Here is a 23,286-nt window from a genome sequence, read left to right as displayed (position 1 = left end):
CGCCCGGACCGCACATGTGCGGTCCGGGCGCCCTTGTGCGCAGGGCCGGCTCGCCGGGCCTCGGAACGGCGGGACGCTGTTCGGAGGGCCGAGAGTGGACTCAGCCGAACCAGGAGACCTGCACGACGACGATGCGCTCGCCCCGGACATCGGTCAGGTAGGTGATCATCGCGCGGCCCCGGGTCTCGGTGCGGAGCCCTGGCCCGGGGCCGGTGTACGACGCGCCATCGAGGAAGACCGTGGAATCACGCATGGTGAATCTCCTGTGCCAAGCGCTCGACCTCGGCGACCGCTTCGGTGGGAAGGCCGTCGAGGAGATCGTCGGGATCGTGCTTCCAGCGCCAATCAGCCACCCTCGACCTCGCGATGCGCAGCCCGGACGATCTCGCCGACCTCACGGATCGCCTGATCTCGTACGGCGGCGTGCTCGCTGTCAACGGCACGTTCGGCCTCGTGCAGTCGACGCGCCGTCATCGGATGGCGTTCGATCTCGACGACCACACCCCAGCGCCGGTAGAACATGCGAATCGGTACGACCCTGCCCTCCTCCCCGGCCTGGACGAACGCGTTCTGCATGTCCTCGAAGAACTCGGGCAGACGTGACGGGGCCACTGCGGCAACGGCCTGGCGCAGGGCCGGGAGCGTCAAAGGGGGTTTGGGGATGAGCGGGCCGTCGTGTTCGGCGTGTTGTACGGTCACGCGCCATCCCTCTCGATCGCGGAATCCATCGTCAGCCCCCGTGAGAGTAGCGTCGCCCCGACGACGTCAACCATCTGCACGATGAGGGCCCTGCTCCGTCGGTAGAATCCCCCGCTCCTCCGCGTAGTGGCACGCCGACGGGTGGGCCGCCGGGCCCGGGGGGTCGCGGAGCCAGGTGGGGGTCTCCAGGGGCGGGACGACCTCGGCGCACTTTGCGCGGGCCTTCCAGCAGCGGGTGCGGAAGCGGCAGCCGGACGGGGGGTTGGCCGGGGAGGGGATGTCGCCCTTCAGCAGGATCCGCTCGCGGCGCTCGCGCGCCGCCGGGTCGGGGACCGGGACCGCCGAGAGGAGGGCCTGGGTGTAGGGGTGGGTGGGGTGGTCGTAGATCTGGGTGTCGGTGCCGAGTTCGGCGAAGCGGCCCAGGTACATCACGCCTACGCGGTCGGAGATGTGCCGTACCACCGACAGGTCGTGGGCGATGAAGACGTAGGAGAGGTCGAAGGTGTCCTGCAGGCGCTCCATCAGGTTGACGACCTGGGCCTGGACGGAGACGTCGAGGGCCGAGACGGGTTCGTCCGCCACGATCACCTCGGGGCGCAGGGCCAGGCCGCGGGCGATGCCGATGCGCTGGCGCTGGCCGCCGGAGAACTGGTGCGGGTAGCGGTTGATGTGTTCGGGGTTGAGGCCGACGACGTCGAGGAGTTCGCGTACCTTCTGCCGGCGGCTGCCCTTGGGGGCGGCCTCGGGGTGGATCTCGAAGGGCTCGCCGATGATGTCGCCGACCGTCATGCGGGGGTTGAGCGAGGTATAGGGGTCCTGGAAGACCATCTGGATGTTGCGGCGTACGGCTTTGAGCGCGCGCCCCGACAGCTTGGTGATGTCCTCGCCCTTGTAGCGGATCCGGCCCGACGTCGGGCGTTCCAGGTGGACCAGCAGCTTGGCGACGGTGGACTTGCCGCAGCCGGACTCGCCCACGATGCCGAGCGTCTCGCCGCGCCGCAGGTCGAAGGAGACGCCGTCGACGGCCCGTACCGCGCCGACCTGCTTCTTGAAGAGGATGCCCCGCGTCAGCGGATAGTGCTTGACCAGATCCCGCACCTCGAGGATCGCCTCGCCGGTGGTGCCGCCGTCAGCTGTCAACGAGCGTCTCCTTCCAGAAGTGGCAGGCGCTCGACCGCCCGGGCGCCACGGTGTACAGCGGTGGCCGGTCGGTGCGGCAGATGTCCTGGGCCCTGGGGCAGCGGGGGTTGAAGGGGCAGCCGGGCGGGATGGCGGTCAGGCTCGGCGGCAGGCCCTTGATGGCGTACAGCTCCTGGCCCTTGCGGTCGAGGCGCGGGATGGAGTCGAGCAGGCCGCGGGTGTACGGGTGGGCCGGGGCGGCGTACAGGTCGCGCACGGGGGCGTTCTCGACGATGCGGCCGGCGTACATCACCGCGATCTTGTCGGCGACGTCGGCGACGACGCCGAGGTCGTGGGTGATGAGGATCAGACCCATGTTGTACTCGCGCTGCAGCTCCGCGAGCAGGTCCATCACCTGCGCCTGCACCGTCACGTCCAGCGCCGTGGTCGGCTCGTCCGCGATGATCAGGTCCGGCTCCAGCGCCAGCGCCATCGCGATCATGATGCGCTGCCGCATGCCACCCGAGAACTGGTGCGGATAGTCACCGGCGCGCTGCCCGGCCGCCGGGATGCGCACGCGGTCCATCAGCTGCACGGCCCGGGCGCGGGCGTCCTTGCGGGCCATGCCCTCGTGCACCTGGAACATCTCGGCGAGCTGGGCGCCGACGGTCATGACGGGATTCAACGACGACAGCGCGTCCTGGAAGATCATGGCCAGCTTGGCGCCGCGGATCCGGCGCCGGTGCTCCTCGCCCATGGTGAGCAGGTCCTGGCCGCGGAAGCGGACCTCCCCGCCGGTGACGAAGCCGGGCGGCGAGTCGAGGATGCCCATGACGGCCTGGGCGGTCACCGACTTGCCGGAGCCGGACTCGCCGAGCACGGCCAGCGTCTCGCCCGCCGCGACGGTGCAGTCGACGCCATTGACGGCCTTGGCCACCCCGTCCCGGGTGCGGAACTCCACGTGCAGGCCGCGGACGTCGAGCAGAGCAGTGGTCATCTCGCGGTACCTCAGCGCAGCTTGGGGTCGAGGGCGTCGCGCACCGCGTCGCCGAGCATGATGAAGGCGAGCACCGTGATGCTCAGTGCCGCCGCCGGCCACAGCAGCATGTGCGGGGCGTTGCGGATCATGGTCGAGGCGTTGGAGATGTCGATCCCCCAGGAGACGGTGGGCGGCTTGAGGCCGACGCCCACGAACGACAGCGTCGCCTCCAGCGCGATGTACGTGCCGAGTGCGATGGTGGCGACGACGATGACGGGGGCGACGGCGTTGGGCGCGATGTGCCGCAGCAGCAGCCTCCCGTTGCCGGCGCCCAGGGCGCGGGCGGCCTGGACGTAGTCGTGCTGTTTGGCGCCGACGACCGCGCCGCGCGCGATGCGGGAGACCTGCGGCCAGCCGAGCAGCACGATGAAGCCCACGACCGGCCAGACCGAGCCGCTGGGCACGACGGACAGGAAGACCAGGCCGCCCAGGATGATGGGGATGCCGAAGAAGACGTCGGCCAGCCGGGACAGCAGTGCGTCCCACCAGCCCCCGTAGTACCCGGCGAGCCCGCCGAGCAGGCTGCCCAGCAGGGCGGACCCGGCGGTGGCGCACACCCCGACGGTGATGGAGGCCCGCGCCCCGTAGACCGTACGGGTGTAGACGTCGCACCCTTGCGCGTCGAAGCCGAAGGGGTGGCCGGCCTGCGGCCCGTCCTGCGCCTTGGCCAGGTCGCAGGTGAGCGGGTTGCCGGAGGCGACGAGCGAGGGCCACACGGCGATGAGCACGAGGAAGACGATGACGAGGGCGGAGGCGAGGAAGACGGGGTTGCGCCGCAGGTCGTGCCAGGCGTCGGACCACAGGCTGCGGGCCTTGCCGCCGGCGGCGCCGGGCAGCGGGCCGCGTTCGAGGGTCTCGGCGTCGCTGGTGGCCAGCGACATGGCCCCGCCGCCGCCCGGGGTGATGGTGTTCTTGGCCTCGTGCTGCACCGGCGGGTCGTCGGGCTCAGGCATAGCGGATCCTCGGGTCGAGCACGGCGTACAGGAGGTCGACGACCAGGTTGGCCACCAGGAAGACGATGACGAGGATGGTCACGAAGCCGACGACGGTGGGCGAGTTCTGGCGCAGGATGCCCTGGTAGAGCTGGAAGCCGACGCCGTGGATGTTGAAGATCCGCTCGGTGACGATGGCCCCGCCCATCAGGGCGCCGATGTCGGTGCCGATGAAGGTGACCACGGGGATGAGGGAGTTGCGCAGCAGGTGCCGGGTGACGACCCGGTGCCGGGGCAGGCCCTTGGCGACGGCCGTGCGCAGGTAGTCGGCGCGGGTGTTCTCGGCGATGGAGGTGCGGGTCAGGCGGGTGACGTACGCCAGTGAGGTGAGGGCGAGGACGACGCCGGGCAGCAGCAGTTCGTCCAGCGGGGCCTCGGGGGAGACGGACGGGGAGGCCACGGCCCACTTCACGCCGAAGAGGAACTGCAGCACGTAGCCGCTGACGAAGGTGGGGACGGAGACCACGACCAGGGTCAGCAGCAGGACGGTGGTGTCCGTCCCGCGGCCGCGCCGCAGGCCGCTGAACAGGCCGAGGGTGAGGCCGATGACGATCTCGAAGGCGATGGCGACGAGCGTCAGGCGCACGGTCACGGGGAAGGCGGTGCCCATCAGCTCGGTGACCGGCTGGCCGTTGAAGGCGGTGCCGAAGTCGCCGGTGAGGATCTGCCCCATGTAGTGCACGTACTGCTTCCACAGCGGCTGGTCGAGGTAGAGCTCGGCGCGGATGCGGGCGGCGGTCGCCGGGTCGGGCGCCTTGTCGCCGAACAGGGCGGCGACGGGGTCGCCGAGGGCATAGACGAGGAGGAAGATCAGGAAGGTGCTGCCGATGAACACGGGGATCATCTGCAGCAGCCGCCGGATCACGTACCGTCCCATCAGGGCTCCTCGCGCCGCTTGCTGTTCGGGCTACTTGACGGTGATGCGCTCGTAGACGGGCACGCTGAAGGGGTTGAGCTCGACGTCGGAGACGGCGGTGGAGTAGCCGGCGCTGCCGTTCTGGTACCACAGCGGGATGGCGGGCATCAGGTCGGCGAGGACGTGCTCGGCGGAGCGGAACCGCGCCACCGCCTTGGCCGTGTCGGACTCGGCGTTCGCCTCGTCGACCAGCCGGTCGAAGTCCTGGTTGGAGAACTTGCCGTAGTTGGACGAGGCGCCCGTGTAGTAGAGGGGCTGCAGGAAGTTCTGGGCCAGCGGGTAGTCCATCTGCCAGCCGGAGCGGAACATCCCGGTGATGCGCTGGTCGGTGACCTGGTTGCGGAAGTCGGCGAAGGTGCCGACCGGGTTGACGGTGCACGCCCCGTTGTTGCCGAGGGCGTTGTTGATGCTGTTGCAGACGGCGTCCATCCACACCCGGTGCGAACCGGTGTCGACGTTGGAGGTGATCGTCACCTTGCCGCCCGGCAGCCCGCCGCCCTCCTCGATCAGCTGCTTGGCCTGCCCGGGGTCGTAGGTGCAGGCGTCGCCGCACAGCCCGGCCTGGTAGCCGCCCTTGTCGCCCAGCACCGGCGAGGTCCAGTCGGAGGCAGGGGTGCGCGTCCTGCGGTAGATCTGCTGGGTGATCCGGTCCCGGTCGATGGCCATGGAGATGCCGCGCCGGACCTTCTCCTTGCCGGGCGCGGCCCAGGCGGGGTCGTACATCGGGAAGACGAGCGTCTGGATGATGCCGGCGGGCTGGTTGATGTAGCGGTCGTCGAGGTCGCTCTTGACGTTCTTCAGCTGGTTGCTGGGGATGTCGTCGACGACGTCGAGGTTGCCGGCCTGCAGGTCGGTGTAGGCGGTGTTGCTGTCGGTGTACACGCGCAGCTCGACGCCGGCGTTGCGGGCGCGGTCCTCGCCCGGGTAGCCCTCCCAGCGGCTGAGCCGCATCTGCGAGCCGCGGGTGTAGGAGTCCACCAGGTACGGGCCGTTGCCCACCGGCCGCTTCAGCCAGCGGGCGTGGTCGTCGAAGAACGCCCGCGGCAGCGGGGCGTACGCGGCGTAGCCGAGGGTGTCGGGCCAGGTGGAGAACTTGGTGCGCAGGGCGACGGTGAAGGTGCGCTCGTCCTTGAGCGCCAGCCCGGAGAGCGTCCTCGCGGTGGGGGAGCCGGAGGCCGGGTGCACCTTGTCGTAGCCCTCGACGTCCTGGAAGAAGGAGGCGTTCTTCTGCTTGTTGGTGACGAGGGCGGCGTAGTTCCACGCGTCGACGAAGGATCGTGCCGTGACCTTCTCGCCGTTGCTGAAGCTCCAGCCGTCCTTGACGGTGACGGTGAAGTGCTGCTGATCGGCGCTGTCGATCCTCTCGGCCAGCATGTCCTTGGCCTCGCCCGTCCTCGGGTCGTACTGCTTGAGGCCGCGGAAGATCATGGCGAGCACCTTGCCGCCCTGCACCTCGTTGGTGTTGGCCGGCTCCAGCGGGCTCTGCGGATCGCCCCAGGAGGCCCGTACGACACCGGCGCCGCTCGCGCCCCCGCCGCCACTGCAGCCGCCCGCCGCCGCGGCGATGCCGGCGACGGCGGCCAGGGCCAGTACGGCCCTGGCGCGGGCGGCCCTGGCGCGGGTGCGTGCGCGCATGGAAGTGCCTCCTCGGGGGGACCTCCTCGGGTGGTTTGTCCTCATAACACCTCATGCGATGCCCTGGGACGGTGCGCCGGGGACGGCCGGCAGCAGAAACCGCCCATATGCGGGAGCGGGGCCGAGTGGCAGATCGGTCCATATGTGTGAGTTGTGGCTAGTGTGCTGTTTGTCAGGAATCGCCGGGATCAGCGAGGAAAGGACGACCGACATGCGCGACGACATGGGCGACGAGGTGTGGGGCCGGGTCCGGGAGCAGGTCATGGACGAGGTCATGGACGTGGCCGGGCTCATGGGCGCCACCCCGGCGCCCGCCGTACCGGCCGGACCCGCCGTCCCGGCCGGACGCCGGGCCGACATCGACGACGTGGACGGTGACGACCTGATCGGCGACGACGACATCACCCTCGACACCGCCATGGGAGCCGCCGCGTTCATGGAGCGCATCGTCGTCGGAGCCGGCCTCGGGCCCAACGCCAGCGCCGGCGAACTGCTGCGGACCCGCAGCGAGGCCCTGCGGACCCTGGGCTGAGGCGGCGGCGGGGCGGACGGGAGCGGTGCGCATGGACCCGTACGCGTACGCGTGCGCCGCGGCCCTCGCCGCATGGCTGCTGCTGTCCGCCGCGGCCCAGCTCGGGCCGCTGCTCCCACGACTGAAACAGTGGCACCAGCGCTACGACCCGCTCGGCTTCGTCCCCCGCTACCACTTCTTCGCGCCACGGCCCGGCACGTACGACTACCACCTGCTGGTCCGTACGGGCCCGGACGGAACCCCGTCCTTCGGGCCGTGGCGCGAACTCGCACCACCCCGGCGCCGGCGCTGGTGGCACGTGCTCTGGAACCCCGACCGCCGGCAGCGCAAGCAGCTCTTCGACCTCACCATGCGGCTCTGCCGGGCCGACGCCCGGTGCGAGGACCCGGCGACGCCGCTGTCCATCCCCTACCTGCTGCTGCTCGGCCACGCCGGCGGTGCCGTCGGCGACGACGGGCAGGTGCAGTTCATGATCGCCCGGTCGGCGGGCTACCGCCGGGGCGAACCCCCGCAGGCCGTCTTCGTCTCCCGCCCCCACCGGCTGGGCACCGGATGACCGGCCTGCCCCCGCACACCGCCCTGCGCCTGGTCGAAGCCGTCGCCGCGGCCGGCGTCCTGCTGGGCTCCCTCGAACGACTGGCACGCCCGCGCGAACTCGCCGACACCTCGCTCGCCAGCTGGCCCGTCCTGCGCCTGCGCCACCCGAGGTACGCCTTCGGGCTCACCGGCGCCGCCCTCCACCCCGTCGTCGCCTACCCCGCCGTCCTCTGGCTCGTCGCCGCCCGCGCCGCCGCCGCGGCCTGCCTCCTCGCCCCCGGCGCCGCCGCGCACCGGCCCCTGCACGTGGCCCTGCTGACCGCCGTGGTCACCACCGGCGCCGCCCTCGGCCTGCGCGGCGCCGGCGGCGGCGAGGGCTCCGACCAAGTACTCAGGATCGTCTTCGCCACCCTGCTGCTCGTCGCCCTCCACCCGACGGCGGCGGTCGTGCGGCTGGGCCTGTGGTTCCTGGCCCTGCAGGCGTGCCTGGCCTACTTCGTCTCCGGCATCTACAAGGTCACCTCCCGCCCCTGGCAGGACGGCACCGGCCTGACCGGCATCCTGAGCACCCGCTGCTACGGCCACCGCGGCGTGGCGACCTGGCTGACGGCGCGTCCGGCGACGACCCGATGGCTGTCGCGCGGGCTGAGCACGGCGGAGATGCTCTTCCCCCTGGTCCTGCTCGCCCCCGCCCCCCTGGTCCCCCTCGCCCTGGCGGCGGGCGCCCTCTTCCACCTCGCCTGCGCGGCGGTCATGGGCCTCAACTGCTTCGTCTGGGCCTTCACGGCCCTGTACCCGGCGGTGGCGTGGGCGGCGCTGGGACAGTAGGGCGGGGCCGGAGGCACCTCACGAGCCCCATGCGAATCAGGTTCAATGGACATGCCGTTGATCGAAAAGCAAGGAGAGGGAGCAGCTGTGCCCGAGCGCGGCAGGGTGGAGCCCTCGGATCCTGTGCATCCACTGGTGGTCAAGCGGCACAGGCTGACCTCCGAGTGGTTCTACGAGTTCTGCGCGAAGTACGGCGTCGACTATCCGGACGAGGCGACACCGGAGCAGCAGGAGGAGTACGAGGCGGGTATGGATGCCATCCATGCCCGGATCCGGGAGGAGTACGCGCAGGCGGAGGCCCGGGGCGAGGGGTGGCAAGCAACGGGGCACTGCCGCTGAGCTGTCAGTGGCCGCCGCTAGATTCACCGCATGAGTTCCGGACTGAGCATCTACCTTCTCGACCTGACGAAGACGCGAGCCCTCATCGGCTCGGGCGACGACCAGTTGCTCGACGTCATCCGCGCCGAGTTCGGCGACCACCTGGCCGCCGACGACCGCTACTTCGAGAGCGAGATCGAGCAGGGCGCCCCCACGGCGTACGAAGCCCTGCGCGCCGTGGTGCACGGCGGCCCCTTCAGCGAGGACAAGAACCACGCCTTCCAGTACGCCTACGCGTACAAGCGGCTCTGCGAGCTGACGGGCCACTTCCTCGACAACTCCAACTTCTGCCCCTTCCGCGGCGACTGGCTCTCGGTCGTCGACCAGGGGCTGACGGCACTGGGCATCACCGCGGTCTCGGTTGCCTCCTTCGACCTCGGCTCCCTGCCCGACCCCCTGCCGTGGACGTACACCCCGGGCTACGGCGAATGGACCCCGGAACAGTGCGCCCAGGCGCTGGAACAGTTCGAGGAGACCAAGCGCAAGGGCCACGCCCCGCCGCTGGAGCCGGAGGTGGTGGAGACAGTGATGGACTGCATCGGCTGGATGCGCCACGCGGCGAGCCGCCCCGGCCACGGCATAGCGGGCTTCCGCTCCTGAGCCGAGATCGTCTGGGCCTGCCTCAGAGGTCCCGGAAGACGCCGTCCTCGTCGGCGGCGTCGACGAACTCGTCGAAGTCCATGTTGCTGAGTGACAGATTGTTCTCGATGCTCCAGAGCGCGCCGGGCGTTGGGAAGGCTTCATGAATGCACGCCGTACTGCACGCACTGTCGATCGCCGGATCCATGACCTGGGAGATCACCTGGGCCCTGATCCTGGGCTTCGCCCTGTCCGCCGTCGTCCAGGCCGTGGTCCGCAAGTCCACCATCGTCTCCCTCCTCGGTGACGACCGGCCCCGCACCCTGGCCGTGGCCGCGGGCCTGGGCGCGGCGTCCTCGTCCTGCTCGTACGCCGCGGTCGCGCTGGCCCGGTCGCTGTTCCGCAAGGGCGCGGACTTCACCGCCGCGATGGCCTTCGAGATCGCCTCCACCAACCTCGTCGTCGAGCTCGGCGTGATCCTGGCCCTGCTGATGGGCTGGCAGTTCACCGCCGCCGAGTTCATCGGCGGGCCCGTCATGATCACGGCGCTGGCCGTGCTGTTCCGGCTGTTCCTGCGGGACAGACTGTTGCACCAGGCACGCGAACAGGCAGAACGCGGGCTGACCGGCTCGATGGAGGGCCACGCCGCGATGCACATGTCCGTCCACCGGGACGACTCCTTCGCCCGGCGCCTGTTCTCCCGCGAAGGCGTGACCTCGACCGCGCACGTCTTCGTCATGGAGTGGGCGGCGATCCTGCGCGACCTGGTCATCGGCCTGCTCATCGCCGGTGCCATCGCCGCCTGGGTCCCCGACTCGTTCTGGCGCACCTTCTTCTTCGACGGCCACCCGCTCGCGTCCAAACTGTGGGGCCCGCTCGTCGGCCCGCTGGTGGCGATCGCCTCGTTCGTGTGCTCCATCGGCAACGTGCCACTCGCGGTCGTGCTCTGGAAGGGCGGTATCAGCTTCGGCGGCGTCGTGGCGTTCATCTTCGCCGACCTGCTGATCCTGCCGATCCTCACCATCTACCGGAAGTACTACGGCGCCAGGATGACCTTCTTCCTCCTCGGCACCTTCTACCTCGCGATGGTCATCGCCGGATACGTCGTCGAGTTCGCCTTTGGTGGCCTCGGCCTGATCCCCGACCAGGCCGACGCAAAAATCCCCATGGAAGGCATCAGCTGGAACTACACCACCTGGCTCAACATCGCCTTCCTCACCCTGGCCGCAGCCCTCCTGGTGCGCTTCGTGCGCACCGGCGGACTGTCCATGCTCCGCACGATGGGCGGCCCACCCGACACCGACGACCGCCACCACCACTGACGAGGCGGAGGGCGGTCGGTGCCGTGGCACCGACCGCCCTCCGTCAGTGCGCCGCGCGCAGGTGCACGCCCATGACCGCCGTCATGCGTGCCGCCTTCACCTGATCGCCGGCCTCCAGGGCCTGGTGGCGGCGGTGCTTGATCTTCAGGCATGCCTCGCAGCGCTGCGTGGCTGGCTGACCGCGCCCTTGTCTACTGCGGGCGTTGGCCTCGGCGACCTTGGAGCGGAGCTCGTCCGCCAGGGTCGCCGGGCAGAGCGCGGGCGAGAGCGCCTCCCACTCGCGGCCGGTACCGGGAGCCCGGAGCAGCACCCGCTCGCCGGCGGCCCGCATGACCTCGCCGATGCGGTTGCGCGCGGTGTCCAGGACGAGTGAGCCGACCTCGGGGAGCTCGGTCATCACTTGCCTGCCTGCGCCCGGGAGGCGAGGTCGAAGCCGTGTGCGGTCACCCGCAGGGTGAAGGGGGCTCCTCCTGGGGCCTCTGCCGTGGGGCGCAGGTGCGGCACTGTGAAATGGGGGTGTGGCGGGTGAGCAGAGACCTCGCCCGTTCAAGGCAGCGGAAGATAAACTTTGGCATGTCGGCGCTCCTAGTGCAGCGTTGACCACGCCCCGGGACTGGTCGCAACAGTCGCCGGGGTTTCCTTGTGCTGCAGCATGTCCACCGGCGAGCCATGTCTGCAACATCGTCGCCCAAAGTGCATACGCAGGAGTGAACGCGCAGCTTCACCGGGGGCACTCTGCGGAACACTGTCCCGCAAAGCCGAGCGCTTCAACCGTCAGGGAGGCTCGTTCCAGTGCCTGCTACGCCCACCGTGCACCGCCGGATGCTCGGCGCCGAACTGCGCAAACTTCGCGAGGCTTTGGGGATGACGGCAGACGAGGTGGCCGATCGCCTCGGATGGCATCAAACCAAGGTGAGCCGAGTCGAGAACGGCCGATCGGGCGTGCGTGCCCACGACCTGGAAGCCGTATTCGAGGTCTACCAGGTCACCGAGCCGGCAGTGCGCGCTGCGCTCTCGGGGTTGGCGCACCAGGGAAGGCGGCGGATGTGGTGGACGCCGTACGCGGACGTCATCGCGCCGCGCTACTCGTCCTACATCGCACTGGAGGCGGAGGCGAGCGCCATGCTGAGCTTCCGCGACGCCCTGATCCCGGGGTTGCTGCAGACGCCGGAGTACACCCGCGCCGTCACCCGAGCGCTCCAGTCGGATGCTTCTCCCGACACCGTCGATGCCCTCGTCAACGTGCGACTCGCCCGACAGAACGCTGCCTTCAGGCGTTCCGAGCCCTTGAAATTCCATGCTGTGGCCGATGAGGCCGCCTTGAGGAGGGTGGTGGACAGCCCGCGGACGATGATCGACCAACTCCAGTACCTGCTGGAGGCGTCCGAGGCGAGTCACGTCACCTTGCAGGTTCTCCCCTTCGCCGCCGGTGCGCACGCAGGCTTGATGGGGTCGTTCGTGATCTTGCGGTTTCCCGTCCAGAGCGAGCTGGACGTCGTTTACACCGAGTCGTACACGAGCAACACTCAGCTGGAACGCAAGACCGATCTCGTGACCTACAGCCGCATGTTCGAGGAGATTTGCGCGGCAGCGCTCGATACGGCGATGTCCCGCGATCTCATCGCAGACGTCGTAAGGGATCTCCAATGAGCTGCACGACTCTCCACCGTGTCGACGTGAACGGCGCCGTGTGGCGCAAGAGCTCCCACAGCGGTCACCAAAGCGACTGCTTACAGGTCGCGGACGGCTTCCCGGCCTGGGCGCCCGTCCGCGACAGCAAGTGCCCCGGTGGGCCCTGCCTGGCGTTTCCCCGGCCGGTGTGGGCAGCATTCATAGCGGTTCTGAAGGACAACACGTTGCCGACATCTGGCTGATGCACCACCGGTAGGAGCGTCATGTCGTGGCCGAAGGCAGTCAGGGACCGGATGCAGGGCAGGAGCGGCCAGGACGTCGTCCAGAGCTACCCCTATCGGTCCGCGTGTCCGTCCACCGTGTGGGGCGAGCTCATCGCGGGTGCGCGGGACGAGCTGTTCTTCGGCGGCTACACCTCGTACTTCCTGTGGACGCAAGTGCCCGCGCTACCCGACGTCCTGCGGAGGAAGGCGGCTGCCGGATGTCGGGTGCGCTTCCTGATCGGAGATCCGGACGGGGCCGTCACGCGGCAGCGGGAGGAGATCGAGGGCGTCGCCCTCGCCGTGTCGACGCGCATCCGGATGACGATCGAGCAATTGGCCGGGATGAACGCGGACGAGGGTGTCGAGGCCCGCTTCTCGGCGCCTGCCGATGCCGTCAACCACATCTCCCTGTCCGTCTTCCGCTTCGACGACGACGCTCTCGTGACTCCGCACCTCGCGCGGCAGGTGGGCCACGACTCCCCGCTGCTCCATGTGCGGCGCCGCGGGGAAGGCGGGGGGATGTTCGCGCGATTCGTCGCGCACGTCGAGGAGCTGTGGGCGCGAGGTCACCCCGTGGCCGGCTCGTAGCCTCGGGCCTGTGGTGCCGGCTTACGCGCGGGCGGCGGTGCGCTCCTCGTACGGGCTGTGCATCGTGAGGTAGCGGATCTCCAGGTCGCGTTCCAGGTAGTCCATGCGGCGCTCCCAGAAGTCCTGGAGGTGGGGGAGGGCCAGGTGGGCGTCGAGGTCCTCCTTGGTGCGCCAGGCCTCGTAGAAGACGAAGACGCCCGGCGCGTCGCGGTCCTCGTGGAAGTGGTACTCCAGGCAGCCGGGCTCCTGGCGCGTCGGTTCGACGAAGGAGAGCAGGAGTTCGCGGAGTTCGTCGGCGCGCTCGGGCTTGGGGTGGGCCGTGCCGACGAGGGTGAAGGGCTGGGGCATGGGTCCTCCAAGGCAATAGGTACGGTCGTTTTCGTACCTTGCGGACGCTAGCGGGCCGCGAGGTACGATGCAACTCGTACCTGGGAGGTGATGGTGATGCCCGACGAGGAAGGGCACCCCGAGGTGGCCGAGATGGAGCTGGGCGCGGTCCTGGCGGCGCTCGCCGATCCGCTGCGGCGGCGCGTCGTGCGGGAGCTCGCGGCCGGGCCCGACGGTGAGGCGCGGACCTGCAGTTCCTTCGCGCTGCCCGTCGGCAAGGCGACCGTCACCCATCACTTCCGCGTGCTGCGCGAGGCCGGGCTGGTCCGGCAGGTCGACCGGGGCAACAGTCGGATGGCCACCCTGCGCCGGGCCGACATCGAGCAGCGCTTCCCCGGCCTGCTGGCCCTGCTCGTCGCCGAGGGTCAGTTCCCGCTCTCCAGCGCCGCGCGCCACGCCGGGCTGTCGACGTAGTGGTTGTCGAAGCGCTCGGAGGAGTCCTTGATCTCCTGGGGGCTCGCCTCGCCGCGCAGGACGCGGTTCAGGAGGCGGAAGTAGTCGAAGCGGCCCATGCCGGGCGTGAAGGTGCACAGGACGTCGGCGTCGTGGCCGGGCGCGGCGCGGAAGGCGTGCGTCGTGTGCGGCGGGACGAGGAGGAAGTCGCCCGCGGTCAGCGTGGTGATCTCCTCGCCCAGCAGGACCTGCAGGGCGCCGTCGAGGACGTGGAAGAGCTCGGTCGCGCGGGTGTGGAAGTGGGCCGGGGCGCCCACCGCGCCCTTCGTGAAGCGGGAGCGGTAGGTGGTCACCAGGCCGCCGGTGGTGTCGGAGTCCGCGAGGAGCGTCATGGTGCTGCTCGGGTCGCTGACGGTCTCGGCCTCGGCGGCGCGGACGACGAGGGCGGCGGCGGTGGGGTGCGGGTGCGGGTTCGTGCTGTTCATGACATCGACCTTAGGTAGCCGGAAGGCCCCGTGAAGGGTGCAATTCCGGGGGGTTTTCGTGGGCCACTTGGTCAGCTTCGTGCCGTCGACAGGCCCAGGGCGCGGAAGGTGACGCGCTGGTCGAACCACAGCAGCGTCGTCCCCGTCGCCCCATCACCACGGCCAGCGTCAGGTGGCCCGCCGTCGAGGTGATCCCGGCCCCGGCGAGGCCCAGTACGCCGTGCAGGCCCACGCGCAGGGCGATCAGGCCGGCGGTGATCCAGCGGGTGCGGGAGTTCTTGAGCATGGCCTTGACCAGCTTCGCCCTGCCGCGCAGCACGGTCAGGCCCACGACGAGGTTCACCAGGCCCATGGCCACCAGGACCATCCAGGCGTTCTCCCATGCCGTGCACAGGTCGTACGCCGCGCCCATCGAGCCCTCGAAGGCGAAGAACCACGCCGGGAGGGGCTTGACGGACGACAGGCCGGGAGCAGTCTCGGTGGTCGTGGCGGTCATCTCGGGTCCCCCGGTGTCGTGGCCTGTTCCTTCAGCACCCACGATCCTTCCGGGAAGCCGCCCGGCGCGGCAGATGCGCACGTCACCGGTGGCCCGGGACAAATGTCAGGGCCGCAGCGCCGGGTCGAGGACGACCTCCGTGTCCCGCGCGACCGTCGGCGGCTCCGGGAAGTGGCAGGCGGACAGGTGCCCTTCGGCGCTGCCCGCCGCCCGTACCAGCGGGGGTTCCTCCGTCGCGCACCGGTCCGCGGCCTTCCAGCAGCGGGTGCGGAAGCGGCAGCCGGAGGGCGGGCTCACCGGGGACGGTACGTCGCCGGCCAGGCGGATGCGCTCGCGCACCGTCCCCTCGGGCGAGGTGTCGGCGGCATCCAGCGGTTCCGGCACCGCCGACAGCAGGGCGTGGGTGTACGGGTGGCGGGGGTGGCGGTAGATGTCGTCCCGGCCGCCCACCTCCACGATCTTGCCGAGGTACATCACGGCGACGCGCTGCGAGAAGTGCCGTACGACGGCGAGGTCGTGGGCGATGAAGACGAAGGCGATGCCGAGCTCCCCCTGCAGGGTGCGCAGGAGGTTGACGACCTGGGCCTGGATGGAGACGTCCAGGGCGGAGACCGGTTCGTCCGCCACGATCACCTTCGGCTCCAGGGCCAGGGCGCGCGCGATGCCGATGCGCTGGCGCTGGCCGCCGGAGAACTCGTGCGGGAAGCGGTTGTAGTGCTCGGGGTTGAGACCGACCACCTCCAACAGCTCCCGGACGCGGGCCTCCCGCCCGCCGCGCGGCGCAATGCCGTTGATCTCCATCGGGCCGGCGACGATGCGGCCCACGGTCTGCCGCGGATTGAGGGACGCGTACGGATCCTGGAAGATCATCTGGATCTCGGAGCGGATCGGAGCCAGCTCCTTGCGGCCGGCGTGCGTGATGTCCTCGCCGCGGTAGCGGATCCGGCCGGCCGTCGGCTCCAGCAGGCGCGTCAGCAGCCGGCCGGTCGTCGACTTCCCGCAGCCCGACTCGCCGACCAGGCCGAAGCTCTCCCCGGACCGGACGGCGAGGTCGATGCCGTCGACCGCCTGGACCGCGCCGATCCTGCGCTTGAAGGGAAAGCCGGCCATGAGGGGGAAGTGCTTGGTCAGGCCGTCGGCGACGAGGATGTCGTCGGTCATGTGCGGCTCCCCTGCAGGTGGCAGGCCGCGCCGTGGCCCGTGCCGGGCGGCAGTTCCGGACGTTCGCTGCGGCAGCGGTCGCCGCCCACCTCGGCCGTGTACGCGCACCGCGGATGGAACGGGCAACCGGGCGGAGGGGCCAGCAGGCTCGGCGGGGTGCCGGGAATGGGGGTCAGCGGCCGGTCGACGTCCGAGGTCAGCCGCGGCATCGAGCCCAGCAGGCCCCAGGTGTAGGGGTGTTGTGGATCGCGCAGCACCTCGCGGACGGTGCCGCGCTCGACGGCCCGGCCCGCGTACATCACCAGCACCTCGTCGACGGTGTGGGACACCACGCCCAGGTCGTGCGTGATCAGGACGATCGCCGAACCCGTCTGTTGCTGCAGGTCCTTCAGCAGATCCAGGATCTGCGCCTGCACGGTGACGTCCAGGGCCGTCGTCGGCTCGTCGGCGATCAGCAGCTCCGGATCGCAGACCAGGGCCATCGCGATCATCGCGCGCTGCCGCATGCCGCCGGAGAACTGGTGCGGATAGTCGTCCACGCGCAGGGCCGGATTCGGGATGCCCACGCGGTGCAGCATCTCGATCGCCCGCAGGCGGGCGTCACGGCGCGAGACACCGGTGTGCTTGCGGAACGGCTCCGCGATCTGGCGGCCGACGGAGTAGTACGGGGAGAGGGCGGTCAGCGAGTCCTGGAAGATCATCGCCATCTTGTTGCCGCGCAGCTTTTCGAGGACGGACTCGGGGGCGGCGGTGATGTCCTCGCCGTCGAGAAGGATCTCGCCGCGGGTCGTCGTCGTACGGGGATCGTGCAGTCCGAGCACGGCGAGACTGGTCACGGACTTGCCGGAGCCGGACTCGCCGACGATGCCGAGGGTGCGGCCGCGGGGGAGGGAGAAGGAGAGGCCGTCGACGGCCTTGACGGTGCCGTCTTCGGTGGCGAAGTGGACGTGGAGGTCGCGGAGGGAGAGGAAGGGGGTGGTCATGCAAGCCTCACCCTCGGGTCGATGGCCGCGTAGGCCGCGTCCACGGCGATGTTGGCGATCACGATGGCCGTGCAGCCCACCAGCATCACCGCCATCAGCGTCGGCAGGTCCGTCTCGCTGACGGAGGAGACCGCGAGGCGGCCCAGGCCGTGGAGGCTGAAGGTGGTTTCCGTGATGATGGCGCCGCCGAAGAGGGAACCGAGGTCGATGCCGAAGATGGTGACGATGGGGGCGAGGGCGCCGCGCCAGGCGTAGCGGAAGAAGACGGTGCGGCGGGAGAGGCCCTTGGCGCGGGCGGTGCGGACGTGGTCCTCGGCGAGCTGCTCGATCATCTGGGAGCGGGTCATGCGGCTGTAGTTGGCGATGAAGATGATGGAGAGCACCAGCCAGGGGATGAGCATGCCGGTGAACCACTTCACCGGGTCCTCGGTGATGGGGTGGTAGGCGGGGTTGTCCATCCAGTGCAGCCCGCTGACGAGGACGGCGAGGGCGATGACGCCGACGAAGTAGATCTGCAGGGCGTTGCCGAGGAGCGACAGGGAGCTGAAGAACTTGTCGATCCACGTGCCCCGGAAGGCCGCGGCGAGCATGCCGATGCCGACGCCGACGGTGAGGAAGACGACGGCACCGCCGAGGGTGATGGACAGCGTGGTCGGGAAGCGGTCGACGATGGTGTCCCAGACCGGTTGCTGGTTGGAGAAGGAGTAGCCGAAGCAGGGGGCCGGGCAGTGGCCGACGGAGAAGTCGCGGCCGGTGAAGATGCCGGCCATGTAGTGCCAGTACTGCACGGGCACCGGCTGGTCGAGGCCCAGGTTCTTGTTGATGACGGCCAGCGCGTCGGGGGTGCAGTTCTTGCCGCAGGACATCAGGGCGGGCTCGGAGGGCAGCGCGAAGAAGAGGAAGAAGGTGATGGCGCTGATGAGCACGGTGATGACGGCGGCCCCCAGGATGCGGCGGGCCAGGAATCTCAGCACGGTCCGGTCCCCCTGCCCGCCGACTACTTCACGAAGACCGCGGTCGGGTCCACGGTTCCGTACACCGGGTGGTACTTCACGCCGCCCAGGTTCGAGCCCCACAGGGAGAACTGCCGGTTGTAGAAGGTGGGCACGCCGGCGACGTCCTCGGTGAGGATGCGGTCGGCGAGCTTCTGCCACTCGGGTGCGGCCTGCTTCACGTCCGGGATGGCGGAGATGCGGTCGTCCTCGGCGTTGACCTTGGGGTTGTCGAGGTGGACGTAGTTCTGCGAACCGTCGGCGATCTGCCGGCCGTCGAAGAGCGGCGGTACGACGGTGGAGCTGATGGGCCAGTCGGCGCCCCACGAGTAGCGGTAGATGTCGAACTTGTTCTTCACCTCGGCGATGGCCGTGCGCCAGATGTTCGCGTCCACCTCCTTCTTCTCCACCTTGAAGCCGGCCCGCTCCAGGGCCTGGGTGACCACGACGGAGACCTTCTGCTGCACGTCGGTGTTGGCGTAGGCGTAGACGATCTCCTGGCCGAGCTTGCCGGCCTCCTTCAGCAGTTCCTTGGCCTTCTCGGGGTCGCCGGCGGGCTTGGCCTTCTTGCCGAAGGGGTCGGTGGGCTGGTAGCCGTCCATGGCGGGGGAGAGGTAGTTGGTGGCGACGACGCCGGCCGTGGAGCCGCCGTTCTGCTGCAGGATCTGGCCGTTGGGCATGGCGTACGCGAGCGCCTTGCGGACGCGGACGTCGGTGAGGCGGCTGGTGTTGAAGGCCATGTAGTCGACGTAGGGCTGGATCTCCAGCAGGCGCCGGGCCTTGGTGTCGGCCTGGGCGAGGACCTTCTCGGTCATCTCCGGTGCCACGGCGTTGGTGAAGGACAGCGCGTTCTTGTCGCCGCCCTGGTCGGCGAGGAAGCGGCGGGTGGAGTCCGCGTACTGGTGGCCGAAGCTGATCTCGAACCGGTCGGCGTACTGGTGGCGCACCGGATCCGTCTTCGGGTCCCAGTTCTCGTTGCGGACGAGGGTGAGCGACTTGCCCACCTTGTAGTCGCCGACCTTGTACGGGCCGCTGGAGAAGGGCGCGTTGTCGTACTTCTGCTTGGTGTCCTTCGCCGCCTTCACCGGCCCCATGTTGGGCATCGCGGTGGCGTACGGGGTGTCCGCGTGCGGCCGGCGGAAGTGGAAGACGACGGTCTTGTCGTCGGGGGTGTCCAGCACCGACGCCGGCAGGTGCTGCCCGTTGTAGGGGCCGTCGGGCAGCGCCTTGCGGAAGTCGTTGGCCTCGCCGGAGAGCCACTGCGGGATGTACAGGGGGCCGTCGGTCTCGAAGGAGGCGTACAGGCGCTCGATGCCCCAGCGGACGTCCTGCGAGGTGATCGGCGAGCCGTCCTCGAACTTCAGCCCGTCCTTGAGGGTGAACCGCCACGTCTTCCCGCCGTCGGACGCCGTGCCCGCGTCGGTGGCCAGATCCCCGACGATCTTCACCCGGCCCTTGTCGTCGATCTTGTACGAGGTGAGGGTGCGGTTGTAGAGCATCTGGTTGGTCAGGGTGTCCGCGTAATAGATCTGACCGGGATCCAAGTGGTTGAAGGCGTCCCGCTGCAGAACGGCGACCGTCCCGCCCTTCTTCGCCCCCGGCACCTCGGGCGCGGGGCCCGTGGAGTCGGCCCTGGTGCCGATCGAGTAGTTGCCCGAGACCGTCTTGTCCTCGCCCGCCTGCTGACTCTCGCCGCCCTGCCCGCCGCCACCTCCTCCTCCGCTGCTGCACGCGGTGAGCACCAGGGCACCCGTGGCAAGAAAGGCGGCGAGGCGCGCTCTCGGCGGAGCCGGACGGTGGCACGGTCGCATGGGCGTCATGGTCGAAGCACCTGCCTGTCGGTCGTCATCGTCTCGTCCTGGGGTCGAAGGCGTCCCGCACCGAGTCCCCGAGCAGGTTGAAGGCGACGACGAACACGATCATCGCCAGCCCGGGGAAGAAGATGTAGGTGATGTCGCTCTCGTAGTAGCGGGCGCCGTTGGCGAACATGCGGCCCCAGTCCGGGGTGGGCTCCAGGATCCCGACACCGATGAACGACAGGCCAGCCTCTACGGTCACCATCGAAGGCAGCATCAGCGTCGTCTGGACGAGGATCGGCGTCCACAGGTTGGGCAGCAGCTCCCGGGAGATGATCCGCCACGGCGAGGCACCGGTCACGCGCGCCGCCTCGACGAACTCCCGCTCCCGCAGGCTGAGCACCTGCCCGCGCAACAACCGCGCCAGCCCCATCCAGCCCAGCACCCACAACACGAGGATCAGGGTGACCACGCGGAGGGAGGTCGGCGTCTCCTTCTCCGGGCTGACGAAGAGCGAGTACACGACCGGGGTGAAGGCGATGAACGACAGCTGCGCCGGGAAGGCGAGCAGCAGATCGATGAAACGGCCCAGGAAGTAGTCCGTCCGACCGCCCGCGTAGCCGGCGGTCACCCCGACGAGGACGCCCGTCAGGACGCAGAGCACCGTCGCGGCGGTCGCGATCAGGAGGGAGGTGCGGATGCCGTACGCGAGCTGGGTGAGCACGTCGCGGCCCAGCGTCGGCTCGATGCCGAACCAGAAGTCGGACGAGATGCCGCCGTTGGGGCGGACGGGGTAGCCGTACTGGTTGAGGAGGCCGGGGTCGTTCAGGCCGTAGGTGGTGGTGGGGTCCTTGCCGTACAGGGCGGAGATCAGGGGCGCGGCGAGGGCGACGAGGAAGAAGAAGGCGACGACGTAGGCGGAGACCACGCCGGAGCGGTCGCGTGTGAAGCGGCGCCACATGAGTTGGCCGGGTGAGCGGCCGACGAGCGCGTTGTCCATCGCCAAGTCCCCCGCGGATGGGTGTTGTTGCTGCGGACTGTGGCAACGGATGAACGGTGCAGTCAAGGGGGCGGGGGCAGGGGGCCCGGCCCCCTGCCCCCTGCGATTACTTCGCGGCCGGCGGCAGCGAACGCCGCAGGAAGTCGACCTGCAACAGCAGCAAGTTCTCCGCCACCTGTTCCTGCGGGGTCATGTGGGTGACGCCGGACAGGGGGAGGACCTCGTGGGGGTGGCCCGCGGCCAGGAGGGCCGAGGACAGGCGCAGCGTGTGGGCCGCCACCACGTTGTCGTCGGCCAGGCCGTGGATGATCATCAGCGGCCGGGCGGGGGCGACGGGGGCCGACAGGCCCTCGTCCGTGACGAGGGAGTTGCGGGCGTAGACCTCCGGGCGCTCCTGCGGCAGCCCCAGGTAGCGCTCGGTGTAGTGCGTGTCGTACAGCCGCCAGTCGGTGACCGGCGCCCCGGCCACCGCCGCGTGGAAGACGTCGGGGCGGCGCAGGACGGCGAGGGCCGCGAGGTAGCCGCCGTAGGACCAGCCGCGGATGCCGACCCGGCCGAGGTCGAGCGGGTAGCGCCCGGCCAGTGCCTGCAGGGCCTCGACCTGGTCGTCGAGGGTGGCGCCGGCGAAGTCCTCGTGGATCGACTTCTCCCACTCCGGCGAGGTGTGCGGGGTGCCGCGGCCGTCGGCGACGATCACCGCGAAGCCCTGGTCGGCGAACCACTGGGAGGTCAGGTGCGTGTTGTGCGCGGCGACCACGCGCGGGCCGTGGGGGCCGCCGTAGGGGTCCATGAGCACCGGCAGCGGGCCGTCGCCGTCGCGGTAACCGGACGGCAGGAGCACGGCCGCGGGGATGCGGCGGGCGCCGGCGCGGGTCAGGTGCGGCCGGGCGGTCAGGACGGGGGTCTCGGCGTGGGAGACGACGGTGGCGATCTGCTTGCCGTCGCGCAGCACCCGCACCGCGGAGCCCGGCTCGCCCAGGGAGGCGGAGACCAGGACGGTGACGGCCCCGCTGCGGACGGCGGAGTTGCGGCCGCCGTCCGTGAGCCGCTCCAGGAGGCCGTCGGCGACGCGGTAGACGTGGGACTCGCCGGTCGCGCTGTCGTCCTCACCGGCCGCGGGGCCGGCGGAGGCGGCGACGAGCACGTCCTCGTCCGTGATGTCGAGGACGGCCTGGACGTGCAGCTCGGGCCCGGTCAGGGCCCGGTCGCCGACGAGCAGGACGCGGGCGCCGTCGCGGTCGGCGATGCGCACGAGTCGTCCGTCCGGTGTCCATGCGGGCACACCATCGAACAGTTCAAGCCACTTCGGATCCTCTTCCGTCAGCAGTACATCTGTGGCACCAGTGGCCGGATCCACGGTGAGGTAAGCCTGCGCGCGCTGGTCGCGGGCCTGTACGAGCAGCAGCGGGCGGCCGCCGTCCGACCAGTGGACGCGCGCGAGGTAGGGGTAGCGCTCGCGGTCCCACACGACGTCGGTGCGCGAGCCGTCCAGGCGCAGCACGGCCAGCGACACCGTCGCGTTGGGCGTGCCGGCCGCCGGGTAGGCCACCTCGGCGGGGGCGCTGCCGGGGTTCGCGGGGTCGGCGATCCACCAGCGCTCGACGGGCGCGTCGTCCGCGCGGGCCGCCAGCAGCGCGCTGCTGTCCGGCGCCCACCAGAAGCCGCGCATCCGGCTCATCTCCTCCGCGGCGATGAACTCCGCCAGCCCCCAGGTGACCGTCGCCGCCTCCGGCTCGGCCAGCGCCCGGTCGGCGCCGCCCTCGGCGTCCACCACCCGCAGGGCGCCGCCCGCCACGTACGCCACGTGGCGGCCGTCGGGGGAGGGGCGCGGGTCGATGACCGGGCCCGGAACGGGCAGTTCGCGGGCCGTGCCGCTGCGCAGCTCGGCCACGAACAGGCGGCCGGACAGCGCGAAGGCCGCCAACTCCGCCGTGTCGTCCGTCGCGTACCCCACGACGCCCGCCGAGCCCTCGCGGACGCGCTCGCGGCGGGCCCGCTCCTCGGCCGAGAGCTCCTCCTCGGAGCCGCCCAGGAGCACCTGCGGGTCGGCGGCCGGGTACTCCCGGCCCTCGTCCAGGTCGAGCACCCACAGGACGTTGGCCCGGTCGGTGCCCGCGCGCGAGCGCAGGAACGCGACACGCGCGCCGTCCGGCGAGACGGTGAAGGCCCGCGGCGCGCCCAGGGAGAACCGCTGGGTGCGGGCGTACTGACGGGGGAAGGAGGCCGGTTCGCGGTGCTGTGCGGTCATGCGCGCGAGCCTACGTCCCCTACCATCCGGTTCACCCAGGTCGGCGAGAACTCGCCGTGCGCCCCGTGTTTGCTCCCGTGCTCCGAGTCATGCGCACACACGGAAAGTTATGATCGCTCGCGCATAGTGGGCACGGTTGTGGGGTGTCCGGGTGCCCCCGGGCATTCGTATGTCTTTTGCCGTGCCGCCCGCGTAGTTCGCTGTGTGCTGTTCGCTGTTCCGCTGTACTCGTCTGTGCTCGTGCGTATTCGTTGCTGAACCGTCCCGACCGCGCGTCCCTGGAGGT

Annotated in this window: 28 protein-coding genes; 10 read left to right on the top strand and 18 right to left on the bottom strand. The window is 70.3% G+C overall.

The features are described 5' to 3' along the window. Positions 1-100: 100 nt before the first annotated feature. The 7 genes from ABD361_RS29460 to ABD361_RS29430 all read right to left on the bottom strand — a co-directional run bounded on the left by ABD361_RS29460 (position 101) and on the right by ABD361_RS29430 (position 6,400). A complete protein-coding gene (locus ABD361_RS29460) occupies positions 101-253 on the bottom strand; it encodes a hypothetical protein (protein ID WP_344439893.1) in 153 nt (50 codons plus the stop codon). 92 nt (positions 254-345) lie between these two features. After that, positions 346-699: a hypothetical protein gene (locus ABD361_RS29455; RefSeq protein ID WP_344439891.1), complete on the bottom strand. Its 354-nt coding sequence runs from the start codon at positions 697-699 to the stop codon at positions 346-348. 66 nt (positions 700-765) lie between these two features. Next, positions 766-1,839 carry an ABC transporter ATP-binding protein gene (locus ABD361_RS29450; protein ID WP_344439889.1) on the bottom strand — a complete coding sequence of 358 codons (1,074 nt, stop codon included), beginning with the start codon at positions 1,837-1,839 and terminating at the stop codon, positions 766-768. Further along, positions 1,829-2,815 (bottom strand): ABC transporter ATP-binding protein, encoded by a 987-nt coding sequence (locus tag ABD361_RS29445; RefSeq protein WP_344439887.1) that lies wholly within the window; start codon positions 2,813-2,815, stop codon positions 1,829-1,831. Before ABD361_RS29445 ends, ABD361_RS29450 begins: the two co-directional genes overlap by 11 nt. A gap of 11 nt (positions 2,816-2,826) precedes the next feature. Next, positions 2,827-3,810, bottom strand: a complete 984-nt coding sequence (locus ABD361_RS29440; protein WP_344439885.1) for an ABC transporter permease — start codon at positions 3,808-3,810, stop codon at positions 2,827-2,829. After that, positions 3,803-4,726 carry an ABC transporter permease gene (locus tag ABD361_RS29435; protein WP_344439883.1) on the bottom strand — a complete coding sequence of 308 codons (924 nt, stop codon included), beginning with the start codon at positions 4,724-4,726 and terminating at the stop codon, positions 3,803-3,805. Before ABD361_RS29435 ends, ABD361_RS29440 begins: the two co-directional genes overlap by 8 nt. Before the next feature lie 30 nt (positions 4,727-4,756). After that, complete coding sequence (locus ABD361_RS29430) at positions 4,757-6,400, bottom strand: peptide ABC transporter substrate-binding protein (RefSeq protein ID WP_344439881.1); 1,644 nt, start codon at positions 6,398-6,400, stop codon at positions 4,757-4,759. Between the two features lie 211 nt (positions 6,401-6,611). Between ABD361_RS29430 and ABD361_RS29425 the strand changes: the two genes are divergently transcribed. The 5 genes from ABD361_RS29425 (at position 6,612) to ABD361_RS29405 (ending at position 9,275) form a co-directional block, all read left to right on the top strand. Beyond that, positions 6,612-6,932, top strand: a complete 321-nt coding sequence (locus ABD361_RS29425) for a hypothetical protein (RefSeq protein WP_344439879.1) — start codon at positions 6,612-6,614, stop codon at positions 6,930-6,932. Positions 6,933-6,963: 31 nt separating this feature from the next. Beyond that, a complete protein-coding gene (locus tag ABD361_RS29420) occupies positions 6,964-7,488 on the top strand; it encodes an SRPBCC family protein (protein WP_344439877.1) in 525 nt (174 codons plus the stop codon). Continuing rightward, on the top strand, positions 7,485-8,297 hold the full coding sequence (locus tag ABD361_RS29415; RefSeq protein WP_344439875.1) for a hypothetical protein: 813 nt from the start codon (positions 7,485-7,487) through the stop codon (positions 8,295-8,297). Before ABD361_RS29420 ends, ABD361_RS29415 begins: the two co-directional genes overlap by 4 nt. Positions 8,298-8,420: 123 nt before the next feature. Then, positions 8,421-8,636, top strand: a complete 216-nt coding sequence (locus ABD361_RS29410; protein ID WP_344439873.1) for a hypothetical protein — start codon at positions 8,421-8,423, stop codon at positions 8,634-8,636. 30 nt (positions 8,637-8,666) lie between these two features. Then, positions 8,667-9,275, top strand: a complete 609-nt coding sequence (locus ABD361_RS29405) for a DUF7691 family protein (RefSeq protein WP_344439871.1) — start codon at positions 8,667-8,669, stop codon at positions 9,273-9,275. A gap of 22 nt (positions 9,276-9,297) precedes the next feature. Here the strand turns inward: ABD361_RS29405 and ABD361_RS29400 are convergent, their stop codons facing one another. Next, entirely contained in the window at positions 9,298-9,462 is a 165-nt protein-coding gene (locus ABD361_RS29400) for a DUF6924 domain-containing protein (RefSeq protein WP_344439903.1), read from the bottom strand. On the opposite strand from ABD361_RS29400, the gene ABD361_RS29395 reads away from it, so the two are divergent. Beyond that, positions 9,422-10,576, top strand: a complete 1,155-nt coding sequence (locus ABD361_RS29395) for a permease (RefSeq protein ID WP_344439869.1) — start codon at positions 9,422-9,424, stop codon at positions 10,574-10,576. The two genes, ABD361_RS29400 and ABD361_RS29395, sit on opposite strands and share 41 nt — an antisense overlap. A 43-nt stretch (positions 10,577-10,619) precedes the next feature. Here ABD361_RS29395 and ABD361_RS29390 read toward each other — a convergent pair whose 3' ends face one another. Next, complete coding sequence (locus ABD361_RS29390; RefSeq protein ID WP_344439868.1) at positions 10,620-10,973, bottom strand: hypothetical protein; 354 nt, start codon at positions 10,971-10,973, stop codon at positions 10,620-10,622. Positions 10,974-11,368: 395 nt separating this feature from the next. On the opposite strand from ABD361_RS29390, the gene ABD361_RS29385 reads away from it, so the two are divergent. From ABD361_RS29385 to ABD361_RS29375, 3 genes are read left to right on the top strand one after another with little or no spacing between them, the layout of a single operon-like run. Further along, positions 11,369-12,226: a helix-turn-helix domain-containing protein gene (locus tag ABD361_RS29385; protein WP_344439866.1), complete on the top strand. Its 858-nt coding sequence runs from the start codon at positions 11,369-11,371 to the stop codon at positions 12,224-12,226. After that, positions 12,223-12,450, top strand: coding sequence for a DUF397 domain-containing protein (locus ABD361_RS29380; RefSeq protein ID WP_344439864.1), 228 nt, complete (start codon positions 12,223-12,225; stop codon positions 12,448-12,450). The genes ABD361_RS29385 and ABD361_RS29380 overlap by 4 nt, the downstream gene beginning before the upstream one ends. Before the next feature lie 21 nt (positions 12,451-12,471). Continuing rightward, on the top strand, positions 12,472-13,059 hold the full coding sequence (locus ABD361_RS29375) for an XRE family transcriptional regulator (RefSeq protein WP_344439862.1): 588 nt from the start codon (positions 12,472-12,474) through the stop codon (positions 13,057-13,059). 21 nt (positions 13,060-13,080) lie between these two features. On the opposite strand, the gene ABD361_RS29370 is transcribed toward ABD361_RS29375, so the two are convergent. Further along, positions 13,081-13,407, bottom strand: coding sequence for a putative quinol monooxygenase (locus ABD361_RS29370; RefSeq protein WP_344439860.1), 327 nt, complete (start codon positions 13,405-13,407; stop codon positions 13,081-13,083). Positions 13,408-13,503: 96 nt separating this feature from the next. On the opposite strand from ABD361_RS29370, the gene ABD361_RS29365 reads away from it, so the two are divergent. Continuing rightward, positions 13,504-13,860, top strand: coding sequence for an ArsR/SmtB family transcription factor (locus tag ABD361_RS29365; protein WP_344439858.1), 357 nt, complete (start codon positions 13,504-13,506; stop codon positions 13,858-13,860). Here ABD361_RS29365 and ABD361_RS29360 read toward each other — a convergent pair. From ABD361_RS29360 to ABD361_RS29325, 8 genes are all read right to left on the bottom strand, one after another. Further along, positions 13,812-14,324, bottom strand: a complete 513-nt coding sequence (locus ABD361_RS29360; RefSeq protein WP_344439856.1) for a cupin domain-containing protein — start codon at positions 14,322-14,324, stop codon at positions 13,812-13,814. The two genes, ABD361_RS29365 and ABD361_RS29360, sit on opposite strands and share 49 nt — an antisense overlap. Positions 14,325-14,334: 10 nt before the next feature. Beyond that, a complete protein-coding gene (locus ABD361_RS29355) occupies positions 14,335-14,820 on the bottom strand; it encodes a hypothetical protein (protein ID WP_344439854.1) in 486 nt (161 codons plus the stop codon). 105 nt (positions 14,821-14,925) lie between these two features. Then, complete coding sequence (locus ABD361_RS29350; protein ID WP_344439852.1) at positions 14,926-15,981, bottom strand: ABC transporter ATP-binding protein; 1,056 nt, start codon at positions 15,979-15,981, stop codon at positions 14,926-14,928. Further along, complete coding sequence (locus ABD361_RS29345; protein WP_344439850.1) at positions 15,978-16,964, bottom strand: ABC transporter ATP-binding protein; 987 nt, start codon at positions 16,962-16,964, stop codon at positions 15,978-15,980. The genes ABD361_RS29350 and ABD361_RS29345 overlap by 4 nt, the downstream gene beginning before the upstream one ends. Continuing rightward, a complete protein-coding gene (locus ABD361_RS29340) occupies positions 16,961-17,938 on the bottom strand; it encodes an ABC transporter permease (protein ID WP_344439848.1) in 978 nt (325 codons plus the stop codon). Before ABD361_RS29340 ends, ABD361_RS29345 begins: the two co-directional genes overlap by 4 nt. Positions 17,939-17,961: 23 nt before the next feature. Then, positions 17,962-19,767, bottom strand: coding sequence for an ABC transporter substrate-binding protein (locus ABD361_RS29335; RefSeq protein WP_344439847.1), 1,806 nt, complete (start codon positions 19,765-19,767; stop codon positions 17,962-17,964). 34 nt (positions 19,768-19,801) lie between these two features. Then, the gene (locus ABD361_RS29330; RefSeq protein WP_344439846.1) at positions 19,802-20,752 is read right to left on the bottom strand and encodes an ABC transporter permease; all 951 of its coding nucleotides are present in this window, start codon (positions 20,750-20,752) and stop codon (positions 19,802-19,804) included. A 106-nt stretch (positions 20,753-20,858) separates the two neighbouring features. Next, positions 20,859-23,000, bottom strand: a complete 2,142-nt coding sequence (locus ABD361_RS29325) for a S9 family peptidase (RefSeq protein WP_344439844.1) — start codon at positions 22,998-23,000, stop codon at positions 20,859-20,861. Positions 23,001-23,286 lie beyond the last annotated feature (286 nt).

It is taken from the genome of Streptomyces luteosporeus, assembly GCF_039532865.1.
Lineage (GTDB): Bacteria > Actinomycetota > Actinomycetes > Streptomycetales > Streptomycetaceae > Streptomyces > Streptomyces luteosporeus.
This window is presented reverse-complemented; position numbering and strand designations above follow the sequence as displayed.

Bases quoted from the DNA above. Each gene is read 5' to 3' on its own strand.
- ABD361_RS29370 (WP_344439860.1), bottom strand. From the start codon at position 13,407: ATGCCCCAGCCCTTCACCCTCGTCGGCACGGCCCACCCCAAGCCCGAG.
- ABD361_RS29415 (WP_344439875.1), top strand. From the start codon at position 7,485: ATGACCGGCCTGCCCCCGCACACCGCCCTGCGCCTGGTCGAAGCCGTC.
- ABD361_RS29350 (WP_344439852.1), bottom strand. From the start codon at position 15,981: ATGACCGACGACATCCTCGTCGCCGACGGCCTGACCAAGCACTTCCCC.
- ABD361_RS29380 (WP_344439864.1), top strand. From the start codon at position 12,223: ATGAGCTGCACGACTCTCCACCGTGTCGACGTGAACGGCGCCGTGTGG.
- ABD361_RS29440 (WP_344439885.1), bottom strand. From the start codon at position 3,810: ATGCCTGAGCCCGACGACCCGCCGGTGCAGCACGAGGCCAAGAACACC.
- ABD361_RS29425 (WP_344439879.1), top strand. From the start codon at position 6,612: ATGCGCGACGACATGGGCGACGAGGTGTGGGGCCGGGTCCGGGAGCAG.
- ABD361_RS29355 (WP_344439854.1), bottom strand. From the start codon at position 14,820: ATGACCGCCACGACCACCGAGACTGCTCCCGGCCTGTCGTCCGTCAAG.
- ABD361_RS29325 (WP_344439844.1), bottom strand. From the start codon at position 23,000: ATGACCGCACAGCACCGCGAACCGGCCTCCTTCCCCCGTCAGTACGCC.
- ABD361_RS29430 (WP_344439881.1), bottom strand. From the start codon at position 6,400: ATGCGCGCACGCACCCGCGCCAGGGCCGCCCGCGCCAGGGCCGTACTG.
- ABD361_RS29435 (WP_344439883.1), bottom strand. From the start codon at position 4,726: ATGGGACGGTACGTGATCCGGCGGCTGCTGCAGATGATCCCCGTGTTC.
- ABD361_RS29390 (WP_344439868.1), bottom strand. From the start codon at position 10,973: ATGACCGAGCTCCCCGAGGTCGGCTCACTCGTCCTGGACACCGCGCGC.
- ABD361_RS29365 (WP_344439858.1), top strand. From the start codon at position 13,504: ATGCCCGACGAGGAAGGGCACCCCGAGGTGGCCGAGATGGAGCTGGGC.
- ABD361_RS29405 (WP_344439871.1), top strand. From the start codon at position 8,667: ATGAGTTCCGGACTGAGCATCTACCTTCTCGACCTGACGAAGACGCGA.
- ABD361_RS29400 (WP_344439903.1), bottom strand. From the start codon at position 9,462: ATGGATCCGGCGATCGACAGTGCGTGCAGTACGGCGTGCATTCATGAA.
- ABD361_RS29395 (WP_344439869.1), top strand. From the start codon at position 9,422: ATGCACGCCGTACTGCACGCACTGTCGATCGCCGGATCCATGACCTGG.
- ABD361_RS29335 (WP_344439847.1), bottom strand. From the start codon at position 19,767: ATGCGACCGTGCCACCGTCCGGCTCCGCCGAGAGCGCGCCTCGCCGCC.
- ABD361_RS29460 (WP_344439893.1), bottom strand. From the start codon at position 253: ATGCGTGATTCCACGGTCTTCCTCGATGGCGCGTCGTACACCGGCCCC.
- ABD361_RS29330 (WP_344439846.1), bottom strand. From the start codon at position 20,752: ATGGACAACGCGCTCGTCGGCCGCTCACCCGGCCAACTCATGTGGCGC.
- ABD361_RS29360 (WP_344439856.1), bottom strand. From the start codon at position 14,324: ATGAACAGCACGAACCCGCACCCGCACCCCACCGCCGCCGCCCTCGTC.
- ABD361_RS29345 (WP_344439850.1), bottom strand. From the start codon at position 16,964: ATGACCACCCCCTTCCTCTCCCTCCGCGACCTCCACGTCCACTTCGCC.
- ABD361_RS29420 (WP_344439877.1), top strand. From the start codon at position 6,964: ATGGACCCGTACGCGTACGCGTGCGCCGCGGCCCTCGCCGCATGGCTG.
- ABD361_RS29445 (WP_344439887.1), bottom strand. From the start codon at position 2,815: ATGACCACTGCTCTGCTCGACGTCCGCGGCCTGCACGTGGAGTTCCGC.
- ABD361_RS29375 (WP_344439862.1), top strand. From the start codon at position 12,472: ATGTCGTGGCCGAAGGCAGTCAGGGACCGGATGCAGGGCAGGAGCGGC.